Genomic DNA, 23,807 nt, shown 5'->3' on the forward strand with positions numbered 1-23,807 from the left:
AAACTTTAAATAATCAATGTCTAATATTAAAGGCCGTCTGAAATGATTTTCAGACGGCCTTTTGTTTTAATCTAAACCCTTACAGCGGCCATTTCAATGCAGGATTGCTTTCAATGACTGCTTTGAATTGGTTTTGAATACGCTCAATCGCTTCTTGCGTATCCGCTTCAAAACGCAATACCAAAATCGGCGTGGTATTGGAAGCACGCATCAGGCCGAAGCCGTCAGGGAATTCAACGCGCAAGCCATCGATGGTGATGATTTCGGTCGCACCTTCAAACTTGGCATTGGCAGCCAGCTCTTCAATCACTTTGTGGCCGTTGCTGCCTTCCGGCAGGTCGATGTTGAGTTCCGGAGTGGAAATGCTTTGCGGCAGCTTGTTCAATACTTCGGACGGATTGTCGAAGGCAGACAGGATTTCCAAGAGGCGTGCGCCGGCATACATACCGTCGTCGAAGCCGTACCAGCGTTCTTTAAAGAAAACGTGGCCGCTCATTTCGCCGGCAACCAGTGCGCCGGTTTTTTTCATGGTGGATTTGATGAAGCTGTGGCCGGTTTTTTCCATCACAGGTTCGCCGTCGTGTTCTTTAATCCAAGGCGCGAGTAGACGGGTGGATTTGACGTCGAAAATCACTTTGGCTTTAGGATTGCGGCTCAACACGTCTTGCGCGAAAAGCATCAGTTGGCGGTCTGGATAGATGATGTTGCCGTCTTTGGTGACCACACCCAAGCGGTCGGCATCGCCGTCAAATGCCAAGCCGATTTCGGCATCGCCGTTTTTGAGTTCGACGATGAGGTCTTGCAGGTTTTTCGGTTTGGAAGGGTCAGGGTGGTGATTAGGGAAATTACCGTCCACTTCGCAGAAAAGTTCGGTAACTTCATTGCCCAAACCTTTGTAGAGTTTGCCCGCGAATGCACCGCCGACACCATTGCCCGCGTCAATCACGATTTTCATCGGGCGTTTGAGCTTGATGTGGCCGACGATGTTGTTGTGGTATTCACCGGAGATGTCTTTTTCGGTTACGCTGCCTTGTTTGTCGGCGGCAACAAAACCGTCTTTTTCAATAATGGCTAAAAGTTCTTGAATGGCTTCGCCTGCGAGCGTGTCGCCGCCGAGCATCATTTTGAAACCGTTGTAATCGGGCGGATTGTGGCTGCCGGTAATCATCACGCCGCTGCCGCCGCATTCGTTGATGGCTGCGAAGTAGAGCATAGGGGTGGCAACCATGCCGACGTTGAGGACGTCGATGCCGCTGTCTGTGAAACCGCGTTGAATTTGTGCCATCAGGCCGGGACCGCTCAAACGGCCGTCGCGACCGAGTGCGATGCGGGTAATACCTTTTTCGGAGGCTTTGGTGGCAATGGCTTTGCCAACTAAGTATGCAGCTTCGTCGGTCAGGGTTTTACCGACGATGCCCCGGATGTCGTAGGCTTTGAAAATGTCGCGGGCGATATTTGCCATGTGGATTTCCTTTGAATTTAAGGGAAAATAATAGGTATTATTTTAACACGGCTAAAAGGCCGTCTGAAAAAATCAGACGGCCTTTTGTCGTTACATCGACGAATCAATTGTTGAAAGTGTTGCACTGTTTGATGTCGCCGCTTTCCAAACCGCGCTTGAGCCAAGTCATGCGTTCTTCGGACGAGCCATGGGTAAAGCTGTCGGGAACGACATAGCCCTGAGCCTGTTTCTGCAAGCGGTCATCGCCGACGGATTCGGCGGCAAGCATAGCTTTTTGAATGTCTTCTGTTTTGAAGATATTTTTGTTGATGGCGTAGTGTCCCCAAATACCAGCGAAACAGTCGGCCTGCAATTCGAGTTTGACGGAAAGGGCATTGGCCTCTTTTTTGCCGACTTGCTGTTGCATTTTGTGGACTTTAGGCAGAATGCCGAGCAGGTTTTGAACGTGATGGCCGACTTCATGGGCAATAACGTAGGCAAACGCGGCATCGCTGGCGGATTCGAGCTTGGTGCGCATGTCTTCGTAGAAACTCAAATCCAAATAAACTCTTTGGTCGCCCGGACAGTAAAACGGGCCCATGGCAGATTGGCCCGTACCGCAGGCGGTGGACGTACTGCCTTCATACAACACCATGGTTGTCGGTGTGTAGTGTTGGCCGTGTTGCTGGAAATATTTACTCCATGCTTTTTCGGTATTAGCAAGGACGACACGGGACAGTTCTTTCAACTCGGCTTCTTGTTGGCTGTCGAGTCGGGAAGCTTGCTGGGTAGGAATGCCCATCGAAGATGAGCCGCCAACCAAACCGCTCAAATCCACGCCGTAATATGCGCCGATCAAAACCACGATAATGCCGAGTATGCCCGGCGTTTTACCGCCACCGCCGCCGCCACGGCTTCCGCGGCGATCTTCGACGTTTTGGCTTTGTTCACGACCTTTCCAATCCATAATGCGTATCCTGTGTAATTTTCATGCGGCGGATTATACTATGGAATGTCAAATGTGTTTGATCGAATTGTGAATATTGCTTGAGGCCGTCTGAAAATGCGGCATCGGGAAAGTGAAAACGGCAGTATCTTTCAGACGGCCTTGGGGTTTGTTAGAATGAACAAACCTACTATTGGGAGATATAAGATGAAAGTCAGCAGTAAAGCTATTGTCAACGGCGAATTTGAAGACAAATACGGCAAGCGCGGCAGCCAGTTCAGCCCGAGCGGTATGCCTTCTTATTCGATTCCTTTTGAAATCGAAGATGCGCCTGAAGGAACAAAATCGTTTGCCGTGGTGTTGGAAGACAAAGATGCCATTTCAGCATCCGGCTTCGTATGGACGCATTGGTTGATTTCGGATTTGAAACGCACTTTAGTGGCAGAAAATGAGAGTATTTCTGCAACAGATTTCACTCAGGGCGCGAACACTTGGGCGAGCGCGTTGGGTAAATTTGAAATCGAAGAAGCTTCTTTTTACGGCGGTATGGCACCACCGAACAACCGCCATCGTTATGAACTGATTGTGTACGCGCTGGATACTGTTTTGGATTTACCGCGCGGTTTCCGCTTTAATGAGCTGCATTTTGCCATGCAGGGTCATGTCTTGGATTCGGCATGCGTGGTCGGTACTTATGATGTGTGACGGTATGTGTCATTATTGAAAAACAGCCTGTCCGGTTTTAATTCGGACAGGCTGTTTTTATGGGAAATCAAATCAATTAAACCACTTCGGCTTTAGTGATGATGACAGGTTCGCTCGGTACGTCGTCGTGGTAGCCGTGACGTTTGGTAGAAACGCCTTCGATGGCATCGACAACGTCAAAACCGTCAACGACTTTACCGAATACGGCATAGCCCCAGTCTTGGACTACGGTTTTGCCATACAGCTCTTTAGAACGGAAGTTCAGGAAAGCGTTGTCGGCAGTGTTGATGAAGAATTGCGCGCTGGCAGAATGAGGATCGGAAGTACGCGCCATGGCGATGGTGTATTTTTCGTTAGGCAAACCGTTGGACGCTTCGTTTTGAATCGGATCGCGGGTTTCTTTTTCGTTCATGTTTTCATCCATGCCGCCACCTTGAATCATAAAGCCTTTGATGACGCGGTGGAAGATTACGCCGTCGTAGAAGCTGTCTTTAACGTATTGCTCGAAGTTTTTAGCAGTAACGGGGGCTTTGTCGAAGTCGAGTTCGATTTTGATGTCGCCTTTGTTGGTGTGCAGGATAATCATGGGTTTCCTTTCGTTAGAATCCGGTTTTAATCATTCGTTAAATTGTGTCTGAACGAGAAACTTCAAGGCCGTCTGAAAAATATTCTTTCAGACGGCCTGGACTATGCTTAAGGGTTTACGGCATCAGGACGAAATAAGCCCACAGTGCAACCAACAGGATACAGAGGACGTTCAGCAATAAGCCGACGTTCATCATTTCGCGTTGCTTAATCAAGCCTGTACCAAACACAATCGCGTTAGGCGGCGTGGCAACCGGCAACATGAAGGCACAAGATGCGCCAATGCCGATGACGAATACCAAGACTTGTTCTGGCAGACCCATTTGCGCGGCGATGCTGGCGAAAATAGGCACAAGCAGGGCGGCAGAAGCGGTGTTACTGGTGAACTCGGTCAGGAAGATGATGAAGGCGGCAACCACGAAAATCACCAGCAATGCAGGAGAATGGGAGAATGTGGAAGCAACTTGCTGACCCAATGCTTCAGATGCGCCGGAAGATTGCAGCAACGCGCTCAAGCTGATACCGCCACCGAAGAGCATCAATACACCCCAGTCGGTATTACGGGCAACTTCTTTCCATTGCGCCACGCCGAATACGACGACGGCAACGGCGGCAATCAGGGCGATAACGGTATCAGGGTTGGAAATACCGAATGCAGCTTTGATTTTGGAGCTGAATACCCAAGCGATGGCTGCGGCCAAGAAAATCAACAGCGCGATAACGCGGTGCAAAGTCCAAGGGATAGATTCGGCTTTAACTTCCACACGCTCGTTCAAATTAGGCTTGAGGATGACGTACATGGAGAACAGCATCAGCGGCAGAATCAACAGCATCATCGGCAGGCCGAGCTTCATCCAGCCGACGAAGTCCAAGTTCAGCGCTTTGGCGGCAATCATGTTCGGTGGAGAACCGACCACGGTACCCAAGCCGCCGATACTGGCGCAGTAGGCGATGCCGAGCAGGACGAAAACGTAGGTTTTGCGTTCTTTTTCTTGGTCGAGGTGGCTCATCATACCCATTGCCAAAGGCAGCATCATCGCGGCAGTCGCAGTATTACTGATCCACATAGACAGGAAGGCAGTAACGGCAAACAGCATCAACACGGCAACTTTCATATTGCCGCGTGACAGGCGCAACAGGCTGACGGCGATTTTACGGTCGAGACGCTGCATGTGCAGGGCGGTTGCAAGCGCGAAGCCGCCGAAGAAGATGTAAATCGTCGGGTCGGAGAAACCTGCCATCGCTTTTTTGATGTCCATATCCGGGAAGCCGAGTACAACGGCAAGGATAGGGATCATCAGTGCGGTAACGGTAATGTGTACGGCTTCGGTAAACCAGAGTGCCGCAACGAAAAGCAACAGCGCGATACCTTTGTTGGCATCGGTACTGTAGGGAAGAATGTAATAAATGCCGAAGCAGACAACAGCAGAGATAATGGTCGTCAGCAGTCCTTTAAAGTCGGTAATCGGCTTCTGTGCACTGAGAAGCTCGACGTTCTCAGGATGCTGAGTCTTATCCTTGGCGTTTAAGTCCATGATGTATTCCTCTGAAACATGATTGGTTTTTCTTTTCAGCCGTACGTTCAGACGGCCTAATAGACGACAGTATATTTGTAATTTAATGTAGTGTAAACAAATTGTAAATTATTTTTTAAAAATGAAATGAAAACCGGATAAGCAGCAAGAAAACTGCTTATCCGGCGGAATAAAGACCCATCGTGAGTTAGTAAGAATCAGGACAAATCGGTAAAACTGCCAAAATTACGGCCGGGTCAGTAATACCATCCTGATTTATATGGATTTAAACATTTTGCGTCAGATTGTCTTGTTCCTTAAACAACAAGCCGCAAACGGCCAGACCTGCCGCCGCCAGCAAGGCTCCGGCAATGCCGATATTGGAAAGACCGAACCAAGTGGTCACATAATGCCCCCAAAGCGCACCGCCGCCGATACCGACGTTGTACAAACCTGAATAAATCGAGTTGGCCACATCTGTTGCATCCGAGGCAAATGCCAAGACTTTCGACACCATGCCCAAGCTGACGATGACGATGGCCACGCCCCAAATAAACACCAGCGCATATACTGCATACGGGAAAGAGGCAAGCGGCAGAAGCAGTAGGGCGGAAAGCAGGATGACCGCCACCGCGCCGAGCATAAACAAACGTTGCGCTTTGGCAAACCATTTGCCGAATAGATAAGATGCGGCAAATCCTGCCAAACCATACAGGCTTAAAACGATGGTGACTTGTTCAGCCTTAAATCCGCCAACTTGCAACACAAAAGGTTCGATATAGCTGTATGCCGTGAAATGGGCTGTAATAATCAACACCGTCATGGTATAAAGCAACATCAGGTTGCGGCGTTTGAATAAACTCGGCAGGCTGCTTAAAGAGCCGGTATTTTGGCTGGGTAAAGCAGGCAGGTTTTTGGCCAATACCAGCATTACGCCGGCAGCGCAAACCCCAATCAGCAGGAAGCTGAGCTGCCAGCCGAAGTATTGCCCGACCACGCGCCCCAGCGGAATGCCCAAAACCATCGCCAAAACCGTACCCGTACTGAGCAAGCCCAAAGCCTGATTGGTTTTGCCGGCGGGAGCAAGCCGTACTGCCAAAGAAGCCGTAATTGACCAAAAGACCGCGTGTGTCAGCGCAATTCCGATACGGCTGACCAAAAGGATGTTGAAGTTCCAAGAAAAAAACGACAGCGCGTGAAACAGCGCAAACAGTGCAAACAGCATCAGCAATAATTTGCGCCGTTCGATGTTTTTCGTCATCAGCATCAGCGGCAGTGATAGGAGCGCAACAATCCACGCATACACCGTAATCATCATGCCCACTTCCGTTGCCGGTTTGCCAAAGCTCTGACCGATGTCGCTCAAAAGCGCAATCGGAATGTATTCGGTGGTATTGAAAATAAACGCACCCACCGCCAGCGCGCATACGCTAACCCATTGTTTGAATGTTGAAGTCATTATTATGTCCGTTTGATGAAGCAAAGGTCGTTATTGTACGCCTATCTGCATTTTTCAGACGGCCTTAATGAAGAATTTGCAAGCTGTTTGTGTAAGGAGTAAAGTATTTGGCAACTATATTTGTTTGAATGAAAGGAAATACAAATGCAAACTGTTACCCTCAATATCGACGGCATGACCTGCGGCGGCTGCGTGAAAAGCGTAACCCGTCTTTTGGAAGGCGTAGAAGGCGTGGAAAAAGCAGAAGTCAGCTTGGAAAACAAAAATGCAGTGATTACTTTTGATGAAAGCAAGACAGATACCGATGCGCTGATTGATGCCGTAGAAGACGGCGGCTACGATGTGGCTTTGTAACCGATAAGCGTATTTTGAAAAGGCCGTCTGAAACGCTTCAGACGGCCTCTGTCTCTTGATAACTTACTTTTTGCCATTATTTGGATTATACCGCCACACGGGTAAACAAAAGTTTTCGCGCATATCTGAAGCAAAGCGGCGGCAAGTGGCTGCCGTATTACGACGAGGCCTGTACCAAACCGTTAGCGGCCGACTAAGGCTACCTGAAACTTTTCAGGTAGCCTGTTTCTATTCTGCCCAAGCCGCCTAACGCTCCTCCAGCCCGGCCAAAATCGCACAATCCGGGAAGTCGTCTCCCGTGCAGGCATCGTGCCAACGTTGCAGCTCAGCCACCATGCCCTGCAAGCGTTCGATTTTGGCTTCCAGCTCGGCGATGTGCCGCGCGGTGAGCGTTTTCACTTCGCGGCTGGTACGCTGCGGGTTGTGTTGCAGGCTCAAAAGCTGCCCGATCTGCGGCAGCGAAAAGCCCACTTCCCGCGCATGGCGGATAAAGCGCAGCCGGACAAGGTCGGCCTGTCCGTAGCGGCGGTAGCCCGCTTCGCTGCGCGCGGCCGGGGCGATTAGGCCGTGCTTTTCGTAGTCGCGGATTTGTTTGGCGGAAAGGCCGCTCTCGGCCGCGGCCTGGCTGATGTTCATCATGATGCTTGACCTTTACTTCGGGTAAAGCTTTATAGTGGCGGCACTTAGCGGGAAAGCAAGAGCAGACCCATCATTTCAGGTTACCTGAAAGCTTTGGCTGCAACGGGCTTTAAAACCTCAGCCTCATTCCAACAGAAAGGAAACCCTATGCAAACCATCACATTAAACATCGACGGCATGACCTGCGGCGGCTGCGTGAAAAGCGTAACCCGTCTTTTGGAAGGCGTAGAAGGCGTGGAAAAAGCAGAAGTCAGCTTGGAAAACAAAAATGCAGTGATTACTTTTGATGAAAGCAAGACAGATACCGACGCGCTGATTGATGCCGTAGAAGATGGCGGCTATGATGTGGCTTTGTAACCAATAAGCGTATTTTGAAAAGGACGTCTGAAACGCTTCAGACGGCCTTTGTCTCTTGATAACTTACTTTTTGCCATTATGTCGTTTTCGTTTGATAATATAGAAACGCAAAAAAACACGCGCCAAACAATCAATAGGAGGCTTTGCCATGCAACAAAAAGTCCGTTTCCAAATCGAAGGCATGACCTGTCAGGCCTGCGCTTCGCGTATTGAAAAAGTGTTGAACAAAAAAGATTTTGTCGAATCGGCAGGGGTAAACTTTGCCAGCGAGGAGGCGCAGGTTACGTTTGACGACAGCAAAACTTCCGCTGCCGACATCGTCAAAATCATTGAGAAAACCGGTTACGGCGCGAAGGAAAAAACGGAAGACGCGCTGCCGCAGCCCGAAGAAGCAGCGCATGTAAGCTGGAGGCTGTGGCTTTTGTTGGCCATCAATATTCCGTTCCTTATCGGCATGGCAGGGATGATGATCGGGCGGCACGATTGGATGATTCCGCCTGTATGGCAATTTGTGCTGGCAAGCATAGTGCAACTTTGGCTGGCCATCCCGTTTTACAAAAGCGCGTGGGCAAGCATTAAGGGCGGGTTGGCGAACATGGACGTGCTGGTTACCATCGGCACGGTATCGATTTACCTGTATTCCGTTTATATGCTGTTTTTCAGCCCGCACGCGGCGCACGGCATGGCACACGTGTATTTTGAAGTAGGCGTGATGGTGATCGGTTTTGTGTCGCTGGGCAAATTTTTGGAACACCGCACCAAAAAATCCAGCCTGAACAGCTTGGGCTTGCTGCTCAAGCTCACGCCGACCCAAGTCAACGTGCAACGCGATGGCGAATGGAAACAACTGCCCATCGACCAAGTACAAATCGGCGACCTTATCCGCGCCAACCACGGCGAACGTATTGCTGCCGACGGCATCATCGAAAGCGGCAGCGGCTGGGCGGATGAGAGCCATCTTACCGGCGAATCCAACCCCGAAGAGAAAAAGGCGGGCGGCAAAGTGTTGGCAGGCGCGCTGATGACCGAAGGCAGCGTGGTGTACCGCGCTACGCAGCTCGGCAGCCAAACCTTGCTCGGCGACATGATGAACGCGCTTTCTGAAGCACAAGGCAGCAAAGCACCGATTGCGCGTGTGGCCGATAAAGCGGCGGCGGTGTTCGTGCCTGCCGTCGTGGGCATCGCGCTTTTGACTTTTATCGCCACTTGGCTGGTGAAAGGCGATTGGACGGTCGCATTGATGCACGCCGTTGCCGTTTTGGTGATTGCCTGCCCGTGCGCGCTCGGTCTGGCAACCCCTGCCGCGATTATGGTCGGCATGGGCAAAGCGGTGAAACACGGTATTTGGTTTAAAGACGCGGCGGCAATGGAAGAAGCCGCCCACGTCGATGCCGTCGTGCTGGACAAAACCGGCACGCTGACCGAAGGCAAGCCGCAGGTTGCCGCCGTTTATTGCGTTCCCGACAGCGGCTTTGACGAAGACGCTTTGTACCGCATCGCCGCCGCCGTCGAACAAAACGCCGCTCATCCGCTCGCCCGAGCCATCGTTTCCGCCGCCCAAGCGCGCGGTTTGGACATTCCCGCCGCACAAAACGCGCAAACCGTTGTCGGCGCAGGCATTACCGCCGAAGTGGAAGGCGTGGGTTTGGTGAAAGCAGGCAAAGCCGAATTTGCCGAACTGACCTTGCCGAAGTTTTCAGACGGCGTTTGGGACATTGCAAGCATTGTTGCAGTCTCGGTCGATAACAAACCTATCGGCGCATTCGCACTTGCCGACGCATTGAAAGCCGATACCGCCGAAGCCATAGGCCGTCTGAAAAAACACGGCATCAACGTTTACATCATGAGCGGCGACAACCAAGGAACGGTTGAATATGTCGCCAAACAACTGGGCATCGCACACGCCTTCGGTAATATGAGTCCGCGCGATAAAGCTGCCGAAGTGCAGAAACTCAAAGCCACCGGCAAAACCGTGGCGATGGTCGGCGATGGTATCAACGACGCCCCCGCGCTCGCCGCCGCCAACGTCAGCTTCGCCATGAAAGGTGGTGCGGACGTTGCCGAACACACCGCATCCGCCACGCTGATGCAGCATTCGGTCAACCAGCTCGCCGATGCCCTGTTGGTATCGCAGGCGACTTTGAAAAACATCAAGCAAAACCTGTTTTTCGCCTTCTTCTACAATATCTTGGGCATTCCACTCGCTGCGCTTGGCTTTTTAAACCCCGTCATCGCAGGCGCGGCAATGGCGGCAAGCTCGGTTTCCGTGTTGAGCAATGCCTTGCGCCTGAAACGGGTGAATATTGAATGATAATATAAAGGCCGTCTGAAGACTGTTTTATCAGACGGCCTTTAATCCATATTTTCTGATTTCGAGACTCAAGCGGGAGTATGTTGTATGGGCATGATGTTGTTTACCAATATTGTATTGATTGTTTTATGTATTTTTACCATGTTACTGGTGTGGTCGCGCAACTGGAAACGCAAGCAGGCGTATTTTGAGAAAATCAAAAGCAATCCGGAAAACCTCAAATGGGTTGGGCAAAATCTGACTGGTCAGGAATGGAAGGATTTGAAAGTCGTGAGTGACCATTTTGGCCTGCCCATGTTGCAAGCCAAGCAATTAATTGATTTTTATAAAAACAGTCAGCGTTAATTTATGATTTAACAATAAAACTTGACTGAAGTTAAGGCCGTCTAAAATAGCACTCTTATAATAATATAAGTGATATTTCAGACGGCCGTGCTGTTTGTTCAAATAAAGGGAGGAGAACAAAAATGACCGTTTACTTAATCGGCGACTCCGTGCGGCTTGCTTCGGAGCCTTACACACGTGCCGCTTTGCCTGATGCGGATATTGTTACTCCATCGGAAAACTGCCGTTCGTCACATGATGTGTTAGAGCATATCGGGCAATGGACAGAGGGCGCGACTGTGGTAGACATTATCCACATCAACTGCGGTTTACACGATATCCGCTACAATCAAGGCTGTAATGAGCCGGTGGCCGATATAGAAACCTACCGCAGCAACCTGATTCAAATTTTTGATTATCTGAAACAGACTGGGGCAAAAATTATTTGGGCAAGCAGTACGCCGTTTTTGGAAAGCGTACACAATATCGTCAAACCCTCGCGCCGCTATCTGGCTGATTTGAAGGCCTATAACCGTGTGGCGGAGGATTTGGCAAGGCAATATGGTTTTACCGTCAACGATTTATACGGTTTGATGTTTGAGCAGGATTTGACCGATGTGATGCTGTGCGACGGGCTTCATTTCAATGAGTTCGGCAGTAAGATAATAGGCAAGGCAGTAGCCGAAGCGATATTGAAACAGATGGATTAACCTAATTTAACTCGTTTTGTCATGTTTTGGCTTTCAGACGGCCTTTAAAGTTGAAACGAAGCCCCCGATATAAGGTAATGTAGCACTCATCCTATCAACATTTAATCCAGGAGTATGACCATGAGCGGCGAATTAGATAAAATCAGCGGTAAAGTAAAAGAAGTGGCTGGCGATGTATCCGGCAATGCTAAACTTGAAGCTGAGGGCTTGGTTCAACAAGGCGTTGGCAAAGTAAAAGAAGTGGTCGGCGATATTGAAGAAAAAGCAGGTGATGTTTTGCAAAAAGGCAAAGAAGAAGCCGAGCATTTGGTTGATGAAGCCAAAGAAAAAGCTGAAGGCTTGATTAATGATATTAAAAGCAAATTTTAATATTTAAAGAATAAAAGGCCGTCTGAAAGATTTTTCAGACGGCCTTTGTTTATGGTTTTAAAGTTTAGGCAAACTGTTTGCCAAATTCGATAAATTCGTCTTTTTTGGCTTTGGCTTTGCCGGAGTCGATGGCTTCTTGAGCAGCTTTGACGCCATCTGCCAGCGAAGTAACCGCATTTCCTGCATAGAGCGCGGCGGCGGCATTGAGGACGACGATATCGCGTGCGGCACCGGCTTTGCCGTCCAGCACTTCGTTCATTTTTTGCAGGGATTCTTGCGCATTTTCGACTTTGATTTCGTCTAAATTGCGGCGGACTTCCATGCCGAAATCGGCCGGGCTGATGTCGTATTCGGTAATTTTTCCGTCTTTCAGTTCGGCAACGCGGGTTTTGCCGGTCAGCGTGATTTCATCCAAACCGCCTTCGCCGCACACAACCAAAACATGTTTGGAACCAAGTTGTTGCAATACGCGGGAAAGAATGCCGCACAAGTCGATGTGGAACACGCCCAAGAGTTGGTTTGCCGCGCCGGCCGGATTGGTCAGTGGGCCCAAGATATTGAAGATGCTGCGGAAGCCGAGCGAACGGCGGACGGGAGCAACATAGCGCATGGCGCTGTGATGGTTGGGCGCGAACATAAAGCCGATGCCGGTTTGCTGAATACTTTGGGCAACCTGTTCGGGGTTGAGATTGAGGTTGGCGCCCATTTGTTCCATAACATCGGCAGCGCCGCTGGATGAAGAAACGGAGCGGCCGCCGTGTTTGGCGACTTTCGCGCCTGCCGCAGCCGCGACAAACATGGAAGTCGTGGAAATATTGAAGGTTTTGGCACCGTCGCCGCCCGTGCCGACAATATCGACCAAGTCATCGGCGTTTTCCAGCGGCACTTTAGTGGCAAATTCACGCATCACGCTGGCTGCGGCGGTAATCTCGGAAACGGTTTCAACTTTAATCCGCAGGCCGGTCAGGATGGCGGCGATTTGCTCGGGCGGAACTTGGCCGCTCATGATTTGGCGCATGAGGTCGGTCATTTCATCGTAGAAAAGTTCGTTGTTGCTGATGAGGCGTTCAATCGCTTGTTGAGGGGTAATCATGATTTTTCCTTTGTTCGTGTCCGATGTGATTCAGGCCGTCTGAAAATGCGGTTTGAACACTGTCAAACACCTTTCAGACGGCCTTTCATTAAGATTTTTGCGGACGATAGTCTTTGAATTCTTCCAAGAAGTTTTTCAGCATATCGTGGCCGTGTTCGGTCAGCAGGGCTTCGGGGTGGAACTGTACGCCTTCGACGGCATATTCTTTGTGGCGTACGCCCATGATTTCGCCGTCTTCCGTCCATGCGGTAATTTCGAGGCAGTCGGGCAGGGTGGCGCGGTCGATGGCAAGGCTATGGTAGCGCGTGCAGTTGACCGGATTGGGCAGGTCTTTAAACATGCCTGTGCCGTGATGGAAAACAGGGGAGACTTTGCCGTGCATCATTGTTTGCGCGCGCACGACATTGCCGCCGAACGCTTCGCCCATGGTTTGATGGCCGAGACACACGCCCATGACGGGCAGCCTGCCGGCAAAGTGCTGCATGGCCGCAACAGAAATGCCTGCTTCTTTCGGGGAACAAGGGCCGGGGCCGATGACCAGATATTGAGGTTTTAGGGCTTCGATTTCTTCGATGGTGATTTCATCGTTGCAGCGAACCAAAACTTCCTGCCCCAATTCGGCAAAGTATTGGACGATGTTGTAGGTGAAGCTGTCGTAATTGTCGATAAATAAAAGCATTTGCAAACCTTTAATGACATCTTGGCAGACAGGGTAAGGCCTGCCAAAAGTGTAAAAATCGTTTATGTTTGCATAATATCACAATCTTTACCTAAAGGCCGTTTGAAACGGCGGATAAGACAAAACAGCTAAAAAATGCTATGCTTTACGCTTTGAACCTAATCTGTTTGAAGTGATGAAAAAGTATCTTATCCCGACTGCCGCCGTCGTTGTCGCCGCTGCGCTCGGCACACCTTATTATCTTGGTGTCAAAGCGGAAGAAAGCCTGACCGAGCAACAAAAGCTGTTGCAGGACTCCGGTTTCCTGACCGTTGAGTCCCACCAATACGATCGCGGCTGGTTCAGTTCAACTGAGACGACCGTCATCCGCCTCAAGCCGACCCTGCTTCAAAATACGCAAAAATACCTGCCGGACAATTTGAAAACCGTCCTGCAAGAGCCGATTACGGTCATTAACCATGTGACACACGGCCCGTTTGCCGGCGGCTTCGGCACGCGTGCGCACGTGGAAACCGAGTTCCAATACCATCCGGAAACCAAAAAAGTTTTAGACCGCTTCTTCGGCCAGCAAACGCCGTTGACCATGACCAATACGGTTTACCTTTCCGGCGACGGCAAACTCAGCCTCAATATCCCTGCCTTCGACTATGAAGAGCTCTCAGGTATCAAGCTCAACTGGAAAGGCTTTAGCGGCAATACCGATTACAGCCAAGGCTTCAAAAGCTATCGTCACGATTATCTTGCGCCGTCTTTGCAAGTCAAATTGGCCGACAAAGGCGATGTGTCTTTGGAAAACCTGCGCTTCCAATCCGAAACGGAAGACGGCCTGACCAAGCTTTCTTTGGGCAAGAGCAGCATTACGCTGGATAAATTCCTGCTGCAATGGAAAGAAAACATTGATTACAACGTTAAGTTGAACGAATTGGTCAACCTTGTGACCAACCTGCAAATCGGTGCGTTTATCAATCCGACCGGCACGATTGCTCCGTCTAAAATCGAAGTCAGCAAACTGCGTTTCGATACGCAGACCGGCGAAGTCGATAAATTCATCAACAGCGAAGGCCGCTTCCAATTTGAAAGCCTGACCTATGGCGAAGACAAATACGGCCCTCTGGACATCAATGTCGCTGCCGAGCATTTGGATGCCGCATCGCTTTTGGCATTGAAAAACAAAATTGCCGAAGTGTCCGTGAAGAAAATGAGCGAAGAAGAAATTCAGGCTTCCTTGATTCAGACGGCCAAAAACGAGGCTTCGGGTCTGTTTACCAACAATCCGGTTTTGAACGTCAAAACCTTCAAATTTACTATGCCTAATGGTGATGTCGATGTCAGCGGCAAGCTTGCGTTTAAAGGTTTGGCAGCCAAAGACCTCAACAACTTGGGCGATATGTTGAAGAAAACCGAAGCCGACTTCAACATGAGCGTACCGCAAAAATTGTTGGAGCAGCTCGCCGTCAACCAAGCAAGCAGCCTGTTTAGCGTCAATGCCGAAGATGAAGCCGCAGGCCGTGCCAGCATCGATGATATCAACGAGACCTTGCGCCTGATGGTGGACAGCACCATTAAAAGCATGGCAAGTGAGAAATATCTGACCTTAGAAGACGATAATGTCAAAACCCATTTGACTTTGCAAAACAGCGAGTTGAAATTAAACGGAAAAGTCCTTCAAAGCGACCCGGAACCCGAGTTTGACGAAGCAGACTTTCCCAATAACTAATCCTCAATCACACAAACAGCGGTTTTAGCTTCACTGAAGTTAAAACCGCAAATCAACCCACAATCAAAAAGGAAACCCATGTTCCGTACCATGCTCGGCGGCAAAATCCACCGTGCCACCGTTACCGAAGCCGACCTCAACTACGTCGGCAGCATTACCGTTGACCAAGACCTGCTGGATGCGGCAGGTATTTGCGTGAACGAAAAAGTCGCTATCGTCAACAATAACAACGGCGAACGTCTTGAAACCTACACTATCCCCGGTGAACGCGGCAGCGGTGTCGTTTGTCTCAATGGCGCGGCCGCGCGTTTGGTTCAAAAAGGAGACATCGTGATTATCATGTCTTACGTCATGTTGTCCGAACCCGAAATTGCAGCGCATGAGCCAAAAGTCGTCCTCGTCGATGAGAACAATAAAATCCGCGACGTGATTTCTTATGAGCCGCCGCACACCGTGTTGTAATATTCAAACAAAGGCCGTCTGAAACGTTTCAGACGGCCTGTTTCCCAAATTCAACTTATCTGAAAGGCTTTGCCGTGAATATCCAAATCAACAACATCACCGTCAGCAACGATGCGCCCTTTACCCTTTTCGGCGGAATCAATGTCCTTGAAGACCTCGACTCTACGCTGAAAGCCTGTGAGCAATACGTTAAAGTAACCGATAAACTCGGCATCCCTTACGTTTTCAAAGCCTCTTTTGACAAGGCAAACCGCTCTTCCATCCACTCTTTCCGCGGTGTGGGTTTGGACGAAGGTATGAAGATTTTTCAAGCGGTGAAGCGCGAGTTTAACGTTCCCGTGATTACCGACGTTCACGAGCCTTACCAATGCCAACCGGTTGCCGAAGTCTGCGATGTCATCCAGCTGCCCGCCTTCTTAGCACGCCAAACCGATTTGGTGGTAGCAATGGCGAAAACCGGCAATGTCATCAACATCAAAAAGCCGCAATTCCTCAGCCCGTCTCAAATGAAAAACATCGTCGAGAAATTCCAAGAAGCAGGTAATGAGCAAATCATTTTGTGCGAACGCGGCGCAAACTTCGGCTACGACAACTTGGTGGTCGATATGCTCGGCTTTGGCGTGATGAAAAAAACGTGTAACAACCTGCCCGTTATTTTTGACGTAACCCATTCCCTGCAAACGCGCGAATCCGGCGCTGCTGCATCAGGCGGCCGTCGCGCCCAAGTATTGGACTTGGCGCTTGCCGGTATGGCAACCCGATTGGCCGGTTTGTTCCTTGAATCCCATGCCAATCCCGACCAAGCCAAATGCGATGGCCCAAGCGCATTACCGCTTGCCCAATTGGAAGATTTCCTGACCCGTGTTAAAGCAATCGATGAAACCGTGAAATCGTTTGCGCCTATGGATATTCGCTAAGGGCAAATAAGTTAAAAGGCCGTCTGAAAGCATTTTCAGACGGCCTTTTTATTGGCGTTACTGTCCGCGTAAAAACAACGCATCCAATTCTTTTAAAGTCAGTTTGACCCAAGTCGGGCGGCCGTGATTGCACTGGTTGCTGCGCGGCGTATTTTCCATATCGCGCAGGAGCGCATTCATTTCCGGCAGGGTGAGCTGGCGGCCGGCGCGGACTGAGCCGTGGCAGGACATGGTGGCAAGGATGTGGTTTTCGTGTTCCTTGATGGTTTGGCTGCTGCCGACTTGGGCAAGTTCGCCCAATACATCTTTGGCCAGTGAAACGACGTCGGCTTTACCGAGCATGGCGGGGACGGCGCGGACGGCAAGGGTATTGCCGCCCATGTCGGACAATTCCAAGCCAAAGCCTGCCAGCGTTTCGGCATGATCGGCAAGGGCGGCGCATTCTTCGTGGGACGCGGCAAAGGTTACGGGAATAAGCAGGCGTTGGCTTTGCAGATTGCCGTTTGCCTGACGTTGGCGTTTCATTTTCTCGTAGTTGACGCGTTCGGCGGCAGCGTGCATATCGATGAGCAACAGGCTGTCTTCTGCTTGGGCAAGTATGTAGATGCCAAGTAATTGGGCAATGGCAAAACCGAGTGGCGGCAGTTCGGATTGGGAGGGAAGGTTGTCTGAAAGCGGCGTATCTGTTTGGGGAGTAGGCGTTTCAGACGGCATATTGCCGAAACGTGCCTGCTCGAATTGACTCAACTCAAGGTCGATGTCGTCGGTTTTTTTGTAGAGCTCGGCATAAGTATTCATGGCCGCACGGCTTTCGCGCAGGGACAGGCTGCGTTGCTGCGGCGCGCGCGCGGCTTGGTAAGGCATGGGCGCGGTTTTTCCTGATGCACCAAAGGCATTGCGTGTATCGGGTTTGTTGCCCGTCGGGTAGTTGGATGCGCTATCAAATAGATTTTCGCTGTCGTTTTCAGACGGCGTTGAGGCAGGAGTAACGCCGGTAATGTCATGCAACACTTCGCCTGCGTTGCTGACGCTTTCGGTCAAGTCGGCGCGCGTGTCGGCAAGGGCTTTGTTGAGCGTGTGGAACACGAGTTGGTGTACTTGCTGGCTGTCGCGGAAGCGGATTTCGGTTTTGGTCGGGTGGACGTTGACATCCACGGCTTCGGGCGGCAGGTCGAGGAAGAGGACGAAAGCAGGCGTCAGTGCATTGTGCAATACGTCGCGGTATGCCTGTTTGACAGCATGGAGCATGACTTTGTCGCGCACGAAGCGATGGTTGACGAAGCAGTATTGTTTGTCGGTTTTGCCTTTGGCAAAAGTCGGCTTGGCAATTGCGCCATAGAGCCGCAATGCGCCATTGCCGCTGTCAATTTCCAATGAGGCCGTCTGAAAATCATCGCCGACAATGGCGGCAATCCGTTCATGCAGGCTTTGGGTAGGAAGTTTGAACACTTGTTTGCCGTCGCGTTTGAGCGAGAAGGCAATGTGCGGATGCGCCAGCGCGAGGCGTTCGAGCATGGTGGCGCAATGGGCGTATTCGGTGTTTTCGGATTTGAGGAACTTGCGCCGCGCGGGGGTATTGAAGAAGAGTTCGGCAGCTTCGATGGTGGTGCCGACGGGGTGGGCGGCGGCGGTAGGGCTGCTGAGTTTGCCGTCTTCGGCTTTGACTTGGGTTGCGTGCGAACTGTCTTCTTGACGGCTGGTCAGGCTCAGGCGGCTGACGGAGGCGATGCTTGCCAAACCTTCGCCGCGAAAGCCCATGCTGGCGACGTGTTCCAAATCGTTTAAGGTTTTGATTTTGCTGGTGGCGTGGCGATGGAGCGCAAGCTCGATGTCGTCCGGATGGATACCGCTGCCGTTGTCGCTGACGCGAATTAGGCGGATACCGCCACCGGCCAGTTCGACATCAATCGCCGTTGCGCCTGCATCGATACTGTTTTCAACGATTTCTTTCAAGGCGTTGGCAGGACGTTCGACCACTTCGCCGGCGGCGATTTGGTTGACAAGATGGTCGGGCAGGGCGGCAATTCGGGACATCGGTTTCTTTCAAAAAAGCAACGGAGGAAGGGGAAATTACAGGTATTTGCGCATCAATTCGCATTCGACACGGACGGTTTTGTTCAGCTGCAACACGGCAGTACCGAGCGACTCGTAACGGTTGAGGCGATAAAAAGGCACGGAATTGAGCGAGGCATACAGTTTGAGAAAGCTGAGGCCCGCATTTCGTGCCATTTCTTCGGCGCGGCTGAGCAGGGCCGTGCCCAAGCCGAGATTGTGGAAGAGCGGATGGACGTATAAGGCGTCCAGTTGCGCTTCTTTGAAATCGACTTGGAAGAAGCCTTGAATTAGCCCTTTGTATTCGACCACCCACAAAGCTTTGTTTTTATCAGAGATGGTTTCCAAATAGCTGTTGATGTCGAGCAGACTTTCCCATGTGTGCATAATGGTTTCATCGTAACTGCGGATGCAGGCGTATTGAACGGCATGCAGATGGGCGTTGTGTATGTCTTGGCAGTCTTTTTCGGTTGCCGGACGGAGGATGGTCAGAAGGCTCATGGCGGATGGTCGGAAAAATTGATTTCAGACGGCCTTTAGCGATCAAAGGCCGTCTGAAAAAAGTGGGTAAGGTTATAGGCTTTGATGTAAGGTTTGTGCGGATTGGAACGCGTTGTCCGCATCGTTGGCCAAGACGGTAAAGTGGCCCATTTTTCGGCCTTTACGCGCGGCTTTTTTACCGTAAAGATGCAGATGTGCATTCGGGTTGCTTTGCAGCGGCAGCCATTCGGGCTCGCCGCCGTCTTCCTTCCAAACGTCGCCCAAAATATTTGCCATACAGCAAGAAGTCAGCAATTTGGTGTCAGCCGGAGGCAGGTTGCACATCAGGCGGACCTGTTGCTGGAATTGGTCTACCGCGCAGGCATCGATGGTATGGTGGCCGGAATTGTGCGGACGCGGGGCGATTTCGTTGACGACTAATTCATGTGTATCGCCGACAACAAACATTTCTACTGCCAATACGCCGACGTAGTTTAATTCATCGGCCAAACGCTGCGCCATTTGTCGCGCCTGTTGCTGCACGTCGGCACTCAGTCGGGCTGGGACGATGGAGTAGGCGAGGATGCCGTTTTCGTGAATGTTTTCGGCAGGGTCGAAAGTTTGCACGTTGTCATTGTTCAGACGGCATACGATAACGGAAATCTCGCCGCGCAAGTCCACCATTTTTTCCAAAACGCAATCCACGCCGCCGTGTTCGGCAAACGCGGCTTTGAGTTCATCCAATGTTTTTACACGGATTTGGCCTTTGCCGTCATAGCCCAAAGTAGCGGTTTTCAGGATGCCGGGCAGAAATTGTACGCTTTCTTCAGTGATGTCTTCGGCTTTGCAAACTGCTTGATACGGCGCGGTTTGCAGGCCTGCTTTGCGTATCCATGCCTTTTCCTGAATGCGGTTTTGAGCGATGGCAACGCAGTCGCCGCTGGGGGAAACGTTGGTGTGTTTGGCGAGAAAACGCATCGCGTCGGCATTGACGTTTTCAAACTCGGTCGTAACCGCCGTGCATTTTGCCAATTCTTCCAAAGCTACTTCATCGTCAAACGGCGCGCACAAATGGCGGTCGGCAAATTCCGCCGCCGGCGCATTCGGGTCGGGATCGAGTACGGTTACTTTGTAGCCCATGGTTTTGGCAGCAACAGTAAACATTCTGCCTAATTGTCCGCCGCCGAGGATGCCGAGCATTGCAGGAGGGAGGATGGGGGATGTGTTCATGGATAATCGCTTTATGAGGAAATTGGGTAGGGTGTTTGCGGGCCGTCTGAAAAGGGTTTATGGGTTTCAGACGGCCTGATGTTTTAAAGTTTGCCGATAAATTGCGGCGGAACGTTTTCAGTTAACCATACGCCGTTGTCCGCCAGATAAAATTGATGTCCTGCCGCAAGCATGGCGACAGTGTCGATGGTTAATACAAGCGGCTTGCCGTGTCGGGAGCCGACATTGACGGCTGTTGCGGCATCGGCAGACAGATGGACAAAATGGCGCGAGGCAGAATGCAGGCCTTGCTCCAAAATAGACGGAACAGAGCGTTCAGCCGTACCGTGATACAAAATTTGAGGAGGCGTTGCCACTTTGTGTTCAACCTGAACTTGTGCCGTCGAATGACCTTGTGCCGCGCGGATGCGTTTGCCGTCTTCGGAAATCGTAAACCGTTTTTTATCGTTGTTTTCGACCACTTCCAGCAATACTTCGTAGGTCAGCGGATTGCCCGTAAAGCCGCGCTCGGGATGGTTTACCTGTGTCAGCAGGGTATCAATATCCACCCAGCCGTCTTTATCCAAAGTAATACCGATTTGCTCGGGATGATGGCGCAAGATAAAGCTGAGGAATTTGCTGATAGATTTTAGTTGTTTTTCTTTTAGTATCATAATCTTATTGTTTAGTCATTTCAGAGCGCAGGCCGTCTGAAAATTATTTATCCAATCCTTCTTGCACCATTTGCGCTGCGCGAATTACTGCCCGGGCTTTGTTTTGGGTTTCCTGCCATTCGGATGTTGGGTCGGAATCGGCAACTACGCCTGCGCCGCTTTGGACGAAGAGGGTATTGTTTTTAATCACGGCGGTGCGGATAGCAATGGCCAAATCCATGTCGTTGTTGAAACTCCATACGCCGACTGCGCCGCCGTAGATGCCGCGTTTGCTTGGTTCGACTTCTTCGATGATCTCCATGGCGCGGACTTTGGGGGCGCCGGAAAGTGTGCCTGCGGGGAAGGTGGCGGCGAGGATGTCCATGTTGGTCATACCGTCTTTCAGACGGCCTTCGACATTGGAGACGATATGCATCACATGGGAGTATTTTTCAATCACCATTTTGTCGGTGACTTTGACTTCGCCGGTTTTACTGATACGGCCGACGTCGTTGCGTCCTAAGTCAATCAACATGACGTGTTCGGCAATCTCTTTGGCATCGCTCAGCAGATCTTGCTCATTGGCGAGGTCTTCGGCTGGTGTTTTGCCGCGCAGGCGAGTACCGGCAATAGGGCGGACGATGACATCGTCGCGTTCGCGGCGGACAAGGATTTCGGGCGAAGAGCCGACAATATGAAAATCGCCGAAATCGTAGTAGAACATATACGGCGATGGGTTCAGCGTACGCAGGGCGCGGTAGAGGGCAAGTGGATTGTCGGTAAATTCCATGCTCATGCGTTGGCTGGGGACAACCTGCATGCAGTCGCCTGCAAAGATGTAGTCTTTGATTTTGTTGACGCAGGCTTTGAAAGGTTCTTCTCCAAATTCGCTGACTGCTTGCGTCTGCTTGCTGCCGAGGGAAAGCGGGATGGCGCAACTTTGGCGTAACTGGGTACGGATGTCTTCAAGTCGTTCGCGCGCGCGTTCGTAGCCGTTGGCTTGAGAGGGATCGGCATAAACAATCAGGTAGATTTTGCCGCTTAGATTATCCACTACTGCAAGCTCTTGCGAGAGCATCAGGAGGATGTCGGGCGTACCGAGCGGATCGGCTTTAGCCGTATGTTTCAGGCGGTGGGCAAAATGTTCGAAATTGTAGATGGTTTCATAACCAAAGTAGCCGACTAGGCCGCCGGTAAAGCGCGGCAGGCTTGGGATTTCGGGCGTTTTGAAGCGGTTGTGGAAGGCTTCGATAAAGGGCAGGGGGTTGCCGTAGTGTTGTTCGACGATTTCGCTGTTTTGATACACATCGACATGTTTGCCGCTGGTTTTGAGATAGTGGTTGCAAGGCAGACCGATAAAGGAATAGCGGCCGAAGCGTTCGCCACCGACAACGGATTCGAGTAGGTAGGTGAAAGGCTTGTTGGCAAGTTTGAGGTAGATTGAGAGCGGTGTGTCCAAGTCGGCAAGCAGCTCTTGAACGAGTGGAATGCGGTTGTAACCTTGTGCGGCTTGGGCTTGGTATTCTTGTTTGCTGATCATCTTGATAAGTCTTTCAGACGGCCTGTTTTAGGGTGTTAAATCGTGTGAAGAGTATAGCATTTTATTGGAATTGTTGACAGTCTGAGCGTTATGTCAGATATGGAAAACGCCGTCTGAAAAAGACGGCGCGAGGTATCAGGCAATGGTGTTGGAGATTTTGTTTTTCCGGCTTCGTTTCCACTTGAAAACATAAGCGGCAACAACGGGAATCAGGGCGATAATGGATTTGAATGTCCAGCCTGAATACCATGTACCTTCGGGAACATCGCTTGCAAGCCAAGTGAAGTACGGCCACCAGCAGGCAACCAGGCTGCCGAGGAACAGCGGCCAAATATGACGGCTTAAGTTGCGTTGCCATAAAAGGAAACAGATGGCTGCCCAAACGAAAGTCAGTACGGTAATCAGGAGGATGGTGTAGGCATCTGAAATCAGGATGGCGGCAAAGTAGTAGCTGAGTCCGACCCATAATAGGGCAAGTATCAAGACGATGATTTCTTCCGGGCGTTTAAACATATTTTCTCTCTTTTATAAGACTGGCAATGCGTTAATACTATACCCTAAACAAGAAGCGATGATAAGAGTCTTTCAGACGGCCTTGTAGCCGGGTTTGCTATAATGGGCTCAATCAATTTTTTGGAAAGGACAAACCATGACGGCAAACTTTCAAGAAACGTTAAAGGCTTTGGGCAAACAGGCAAAAAAGGAAGCAGCGGAGCGGGAAGCGGAAGCAAAGACTAAAAAGCAGGCAGAAGATGTGGATTTCAGTAAGGCAGTTGGTAAGGTTACGCCGTTGAAAAATGCCGGTAACTATTATGAACAGCCCCGTGATAAATCTCCGATCAAGCCGCGACCTAAAGAAATGGCGACTTTGGAGCAGGAAGATTATTTTTATGTGGGTAGCGGCGGCTGGGAAGAACCGCCGGCTTCGTTCAGTAAAAACGGGCAGGGTAAAAATGATTTGATGCGTTTGCGAAACGGCCATTATCCTGTTGTGGCTGATGTGGATTTGCACGGCTATACGCAGGAGGAAGCGCAGCAGGTATTGAACGAATTTATTGAGTTTACAAAAAAACGCGGCGTTTGCGGCGAGATTGTCCACGGTAGTGGCTTGGGTTCTTCAGGCTATAAACCGGTTTTAAAAAATATGACGCGCCGCTGGTTGATGCAGCATCCTGATGTGTTGGCTTATGTTGAGCCTCGACAAGGTAATGATGGTGCAGTCAGGATCTTGTTGAAACGCCAACGCCGAGACGATGATTGGAAGCAGTAAAATATAAAAAGCAGTGTCAGT

The 23,807-nt window shown here is 50.7% G+C and carries 25 protein-coding genes; 11 read left to right on the plus strand and 14 right to left on the minus strand.

Features of this window, described 5'->3' with window-relative positions; genetic code table 11:
• Window positions 1–79 precede the first annotated feature (79 nt).
• Together HMPREF2865_RS09465 and HMPREF2865_RS09470 are read right to left on the minus strand one after the other, a co-directional pair.
• Window positions 80–1,462 (minus strand): phosphomannomutase/phosphoglucomutase, encoded by a 1,383-nt coding sequence (locus HMPREF2865_RS09465; RefSeq protein ID WP_070646855.1) that lies wholly within the window; start codon window positions 1,460–1,462, stop codon window positions 80–82.
• A 103-nt stretch (window positions 1,463–1,565) separates the two neighbouring features.
• On the minus strand, window positions 1,566–2,408 hold the full coding sequence (locus tag HMPREF2865_RS09470) for a KPN_02809 family neutral zinc metallopeptidase (RefSeq protein WP_070646856.1): 843 nt from the start codon (window positions 2,406–2,408) through the stop codon (window positions 1,566–1,568).
• A gap of 186 nt (window positions 2,409–2,594) precedes the next feature.
• Here HMPREF2865_RS09470 and HMPREF2865_RS09475 point away from each other — a divergent pair, with 186 nt between their 5' ends.
• Window positions 2,595–3,092: a YbhB/YbcL family Raf kinase inhibitor-like protein gene (locus tag HMPREF2865_RS09475; RefSeq protein ID WP_070646857.1), complete on the plus strand. Its 498-nt coding sequence runs from the start codon at window positions 2,595–2,597 to the stop codon at window positions 3,090–3,092.
• Between the two features lie 76 nt (window positions 3,093–3,168).
• Here the strand turns inward: HMPREF2865_RS09475 and HMPREF2865_RS09480 are convergent, their stop codons facing one another.
• From HMPREF2865_RS09480 to HMPREF2865_RS09490, 3 genes are all read right to left on the minus strand, one after another.
• On the minus strand, window positions 3,169–3,678 hold the full coding sequence (locus HMPREF2865_RS09480) for a peptidylprolyl isomerase (RefSeq protein ID WP_070646858.1): 510 nt from the start codon (window positions 3,676–3,678) through the stop codon (window positions 3,169–3,171).
• A 115-nt stretch (window positions 3,679–3,793) separates the two neighbouring features.
• Window positions 3,794–5,212, minus strand: coding sequence for an SLC13 family permease (locus HMPREF2865_RS09485; RefSeq protein WP_070646859.1), 1,419 nt, complete (start codon window positions 5,210–5,212; stop codon window positions 3,794–3,796).
• A 265-nt stretch (window positions 5,213–5,477) separates the two neighbouring features.
• Window positions 5,478–6,650 carry a sugar transporter gene (locus tag HMPREF2865_RS09490; RefSeq protein ID WP_070646860.1) on the minus strand — a complete coding sequence of 391 codons (1,173 nt, stop codon included), beginning with the start codon at window positions 6,648–6,650 and terminating at the stop codon, window positions 5,478–5,480.
• A gap of 144 nt (window positions 6,651–6,794) precedes the next feature.
• Here HMPREF2865_RS09490 and HMPREF2865_RS09495 point away from each other — a divergent pair, with 144 nt between their 5' ends.
• Window positions 6,795–7,004 (plus strand): heavy-metal-associated domain-containing protein, encoded by a 210-nt coding sequence (locus HMPREF2865_RS09495; RefSeq protein WP_004519826.1) that lies wholly within the window; start codon window positions 6,795–6,797, stop codon window positions 7,002–7,004.
• 246 nt (window positions 7,005–7,250) lie between these two features.
• Here the strand turns inward: HMPREF2865_RS09495 and cueR are convergent, their stop codons facing one another.
• A complete protein-coding gene (cueR, locus tag HMPREF2865_RS09500; protein WP_070646861.1) occupies window positions 7,251–7,643 on the minus strand; it encodes a Cu(I)-responsive transcriptional regulator in 393 nt (130 codons plus the stop codon).
• Between the two features lie 147 nt (window positions 7,644–7,790).
• Between cueR and HMPREF2865_RS09505 the strand changes: the two genes are divergently transcribed.
• From HMPREF2865_RS09505 to HMPREF2865_RS09525, 5 genes are all read left to right on the plus strand, one after another.
• Window positions 7,791–8,000 carry a heavy-metal-associated domain-containing protein gene (locus tag HMPREF2865_RS09505; RefSeq protein WP_070646862.1) on the plus strand — a complete coding sequence of 70 codons (210 nt, stop codon included), beginning with the start codon at window positions 7,791–7,793 and terminating at the stop codon, window positions 7,998–8,000.
• Window positions 8,001–8,148: 148 nt separating this feature from the next.
• Window positions 8,149–10,311 carry a heavy metal translocating P-type ATPase gene (locus HMPREF2865_RS09510; protein ID WP_070646863.1) on the plus strand — a complete coding sequence of 721 codons (2,163 nt, stop codon included), beginning with the start codon at window positions 8,149–8,151 and terminating at the stop codon, window positions 10,309–10,311.
• Between the two features lie 87 nt (window positions 10,312–10,398).
• On the plus strand, window positions 10,399–10,656 hold the full coding sequence (locus tag HMPREF2865_RS09515) for a hypothetical protein (protein WP_070646864.1): 258 nt from the start codon (window positions 10,399–10,401) through the stop codon (window positions 10,654–10,656).
• Window positions 10,657–10,778: 122 nt separating this feature from the next.
• Complete coding sequence (locus HMPREF2865_RS09520) at window positions 10,779–11,345, plus strand: SGNH/GDSL hydrolase family protein (RefSeq protein ID WP_070646865.1); 567 nt, start codon at window positions 10,779–10,781, stop codon at window positions 11,343–11,345.
• 120 nt (window positions 11,346–11,465) lie between these two features.
• Window positions 11,466–11,714: a CsbD family protein gene (locus HMPREF2865_RS09525; RefSeq protein ID WP_070646866.1), complete on the plus strand. Its 249-nt coding sequence runs from the start codon at window positions 11,466–11,468 to the stop codon at window positions 11,712–11,714.
• Between the two features lie 64 nt (window positions 11,715–11,778).
• On the opposite strand, the gene trpD is transcribed toward HMPREF2865_RS09525, so the two are convergent.
• Together trpD and HMPREF2865_RS09535 are read right to left on the minus strand one after the other, a co-directional pair.
• The gene (gene trpD, locus HMPREF2865_RS09530; RefSeq protein ID WP_070646867.1) at window positions 11,779–12,807 is read right to left on the minus strand and encodes an anthranilate phosphoribosyltransferase; all 1,029 of its coding nucleotides are present in this window, start codon (window positions 12,805–12,807) and stop codon (window positions 11,779–11,781) included.
• 88 nt (window positions 12,808–12,895) lie between these two features.
• Entirely contained in the window at window positions 12,896–13,486 is a 591-nt protein-coding gene (locus HMPREF2865_RS09535) for an aminodeoxychorismate/anthranilate synthase component II (RefSeq protein ID WP_003683598.1), read from the minus strand.
• Window positions 13,487–13,661: 175 nt separating this feature from the next.
• Here HMPREF2865_RS09535 and HMPREF2865_RS09540 point away from each other — a divergent pair, with 175 nt between their 5' ends.
• From HMPREF2865_RS09540 to kdsA, 3 genes are all read left to right on the plus strand, one after another.
• Window positions 13,662–15,203 (plus strand): YdgA family protein, encoded by a 1,542-nt coding sequence (locus tag HMPREF2865_RS09540; RefSeq protein WP_070646868.1) that lies wholly within the window; start codon window positions 13,662–13,664, stop codon window positions 15,201–15,203.
• 78 nt (window positions 15,204–15,281) lie between these two features.
• A complete protein-coding gene (panD, locus tag HMPREF2865_RS09545; protein ID WP_003678944.1) occupies window positions 15,282–15,665 on the plus strand; it encodes an aspartate 1-decarboxylase in 384 nt (127 codons plus the stop codon).
• A 74-nt stretch (window positions 15,666–15,739) separates the two neighbouring features.
• Window positions 15,740–16,582 (plus strand): 3-deoxy-8-phosphooctulonate synthase, encoded by an 843-nt coding sequence (kdsA, locus tag HMPREF2865_RS09550; protein WP_036472435.1) that lies wholly within the window; start codon window positions 15,740–15,742, stop codon window positions 16,580–16,582.
• A 57-nt stretch (window positions 16,583–16,639) separates the two neighbouring features.
• On the opposite strand, the gene mutL is transcribed toward kdsA, so the two are convergent.
• The 6 genes from mutL to HMPREF2865_RS09580 form a co-directional block, all read right to left on the minus strand.
• On the minus strand, window positions 16,640–18,616 hold the full coding sequence (gene mutL, locus HMPREF2865_RS09555; RefSeq protein ID WP_070646869.1) for a DNA mismatch repair endonuclease MutL: 1,977 nt from the start codon (window positions 18,614–18,616) through the stop codon (window positions 16,640–16,642).
• A 36-nt stretch (window positions 18,617–18,652) separates the two neighbouring features.
• On the minus strand, window positions 18,653–19,135 hold the full coding sequence (locus tag HMPREF2865_RS09560) for a GNAT family N-acetyltransferase (RefSeq protein WP_070583404.1): 483 nt from the start codon (window positions 19,133–19,135) through the stop codon (window positions 18,653–18,655).
• A 72-nt stretch (window positions 19,136–19,207) separates the two neighbouring features.
• Window positions 19,208–20,344 (minus strand): 5-(carboxyamino)imidazole ribonucleotide synthase, encoded by a 1,137-nt coding sequence (locus HMPREF2865_RS09565; RefSeq protein WP_070646870.1) that lies wholly within the window; start codon window positions 20,342–20,344, stop codon window positions 19,208–19,210.
• A gap of 83 nt (window positions 20,345–20,427) precedes the next feature.
• Window positions 20,428–20,997, minus strand: a complete 570-nt coding sequence (locus tag HMPREF2865_RS09570) for an RNA 2'-phosphotransferase (protein ID WP_070646871.1) — start codon at window positions 20,995–20,997, stop codon at window positions 20,428–20,430.
• A gap of 43 nt (window positions 20,998–21,040) precedes the next feature.
• Window positions 21,041–22,516, minus strand: a complete 1,476-nt coding sequence (gene trpE, locus HMPREF2865_RS09575) for an anthranilate synthase component I (protein WP_070646872.1) — start codon at window positions 22,514–22,516, stop codon at window positions 21,041–21,043.
• 135 nt (window positions 22,517–22,651) lie between these two features.
• Entirely contained in the window at window positions 22,652–23,029 is a 378-nt protein-coding gene (locus HMPREF2865_RS09580) for a hypothetical protein (protein ID WP_070646873.1), read from the minus strand.
• Window positions 23,030–23,165: 136 nt separating this feature from the next.
• On the opposite strand from HMPREF2865_RS09580, the gene HMPREF2865_RS09585 reads away from it, so the two are divergent.
• Window positions 23,166–23,786 (plus strand): Smr/MutS family protein, encoded by a 621-nt coding sequence (locus HMPREF2865_RS09585; protein ID WP_070646874.1) that lies wholly within the window; start codon window positions 23,166–23,168, stop codon window positions 23,784–23,786.
• Window positions 23,787–23,807 lie beyond the last annotated feature (21 nt).

The organism is Neisseria sp. HMSC073G10, assembly GCF_001812605.1.
In the GTDB taxonomy this organism is placed as follows: Bacteria; Pseudomonadota; Gammaproteobacteria; order Burkholderiales; family Neisseriaceae; genus Neisseria; species Neisseria subflava_A.

Coding starts and splice junctions, on each gene's coding strand:
- HMPREF2865_RS09465 (WP_070646855.1), bottom strand. CDS start 1,462: ATGGCAAATATCGCCCGCGACATTTTCAAAGCCTACGACATCCGGGGC.
- HMPREF2865_RS09470 (WP_070646856.1), bottom strand. CDS start 2,408: ATGGATTGGAAAGGTCGTGAACAAAGCCAAAACGTCGAAGATCGCCGC.
- HMPREF2865_RS09475 (WP_070646857.1), top strand. CDS start 2,595: ATGAAAGTCAGCAGTAAAGCTATTGTCAACGGCGAATTTGAAGACAAA.
- HMPREF2865_RS09480 (WP_070646858.1), bottom strand. CDS start 3,678: ATGATTATCCTGCACACCAACAAAGGCGACATCAAAATCGAACTCGAC.
- HMPREF2865_RS09485 (WP_070646859.1), bottom strand. CDS start 5,212: ATGGACTTAAACGCCAAGGATAAGACTCAGCATCCTGAGAACGTCGAG.
- HMPREF2865_RS09490 (WP_070646860.1), bottom strand. CDS start 6,650: ATGACTTCAACATTCAAACAATGGGTTAGCGTATGCGCGCTGGCGGTG.
- HMPREF2865_RS09495 (WP_004519826.1), top strand. CDS start 6,795: ATGCAAACTGTTACCCTCAATATCGACGGCATGACCTGCGGCGGCTGC.
- cueR (WP_070646861.1), bottom strand. CDS start 7,643: ATGATGAACATCAGCCAGGCCGCGGCCGAGAGCGGCCTTTCCGCCAAA.
- HMPREF2865_RS09505 (WP_070646862.1), top strand. CDS start 7,791: ATGCAAACCATCACATTAAACATCGACGGCATGACCTGCGGCGGCTGC.
- HMPREF2865_RS09510 (WP_070646863.1), top strand. CDS start 8,149: ATGCAACAAAAAGTCCGTTTCCAAATCGAAGGCATGACCTGTCAGGCC.
- HMPREF2865_RS09515 (WP_070646864.1), top strand. CDS start 10,399: ATGGGCATGATGTTGTTTACCAATATTGTATTGATTGTTTTATGTATT.
- HMPREF2865_RS09520 (WP_070646865.1), top strand. CDS start 10,779: ATGACCGTTTACTTAATCGGCGACTCCGTGCGGCTTGCTTCGGAGCCT.
- HMPREF2865_RS09525 (WP_070646866.1), top strand. CDS start 11,466: ATGAGCGGCGAATTAGATAAAATCAGCGGTAAAGTAAAAGAAGTGGCT.
- trpD (WP_070646867.1), bottom strand. CDS start 12,807: ATGATTACCCCTCAACAAGCGATTGAACGCCTCATCAGCAACAACGAA.
- HMPREF2865_RS09535 (WP_003683598.1), bottom strand. CDS start 13,486: ATGCTTTTATTTATCGACAATTACGACAGCTTCACCTACAACATCGTC.
- HMPREF2865_RS09540 (WP_070646868.1), top strand. CDS start 13,662: ATGAAAAAGTATCTTATCCCGACTGCCGCCGTCGTTGTCGCCGCTGCG.
- panD (WP_003678944.1), top strand. CDS start 15,282: ATGTTCCGTACCATGCTCGGCGGCAAAATCCACCGTGCCACCGTTACC.
- mutL (WP_070646869.1), bottom strand. CDS start 18,616: ATGTCCCGAATTGCCGCCCTGCCCGACCATCTTGTCAACCAAATCGCC.
- HMPREF2865_RS09560 (WP_070583404.1), bottom strand. CDS start 19,135: ATGAGCCTTCTGACCATCCTCCGTCCGGCAACCGAAAAAGACTGCCAA.
- HMPREF2865_RS09565 (WP_070646870.1), bottom strand. CDS start 20,344: ATGAACACATCCCCCATCCTCCCTCCTGCAATGCTCGGCATCCTCGGC.
- HMPREF2865_RS09570 (WP_070646871.1), bottom strand. CDS start 20,997: ATGATACTAAAAGAAAAACAACTAAAATCTATCAGCAAATTCCTCAGC.
- trpE (WP_070646872.1), bottom strand. CDS start 22,516: ATGATCAGCAAACAAGAATACCAAGCCCAAGCCGCACAAGGTTACAAC.
- HMPREF2865_RS09580 (WP_070646873.1), bottom strand. CDS start 23,029: ATGTTTAAACGCCCGGAAGAAATCATCGTCTTGATACTTGCCCTATTA.
- HMPREF2865_RS09585 (WP_070646874.1), top strand. CDS start 23,166: ATGACGGCAAACTTTCAAGAAACGTTAAAGGCTTTGGGCAAACAGGCA.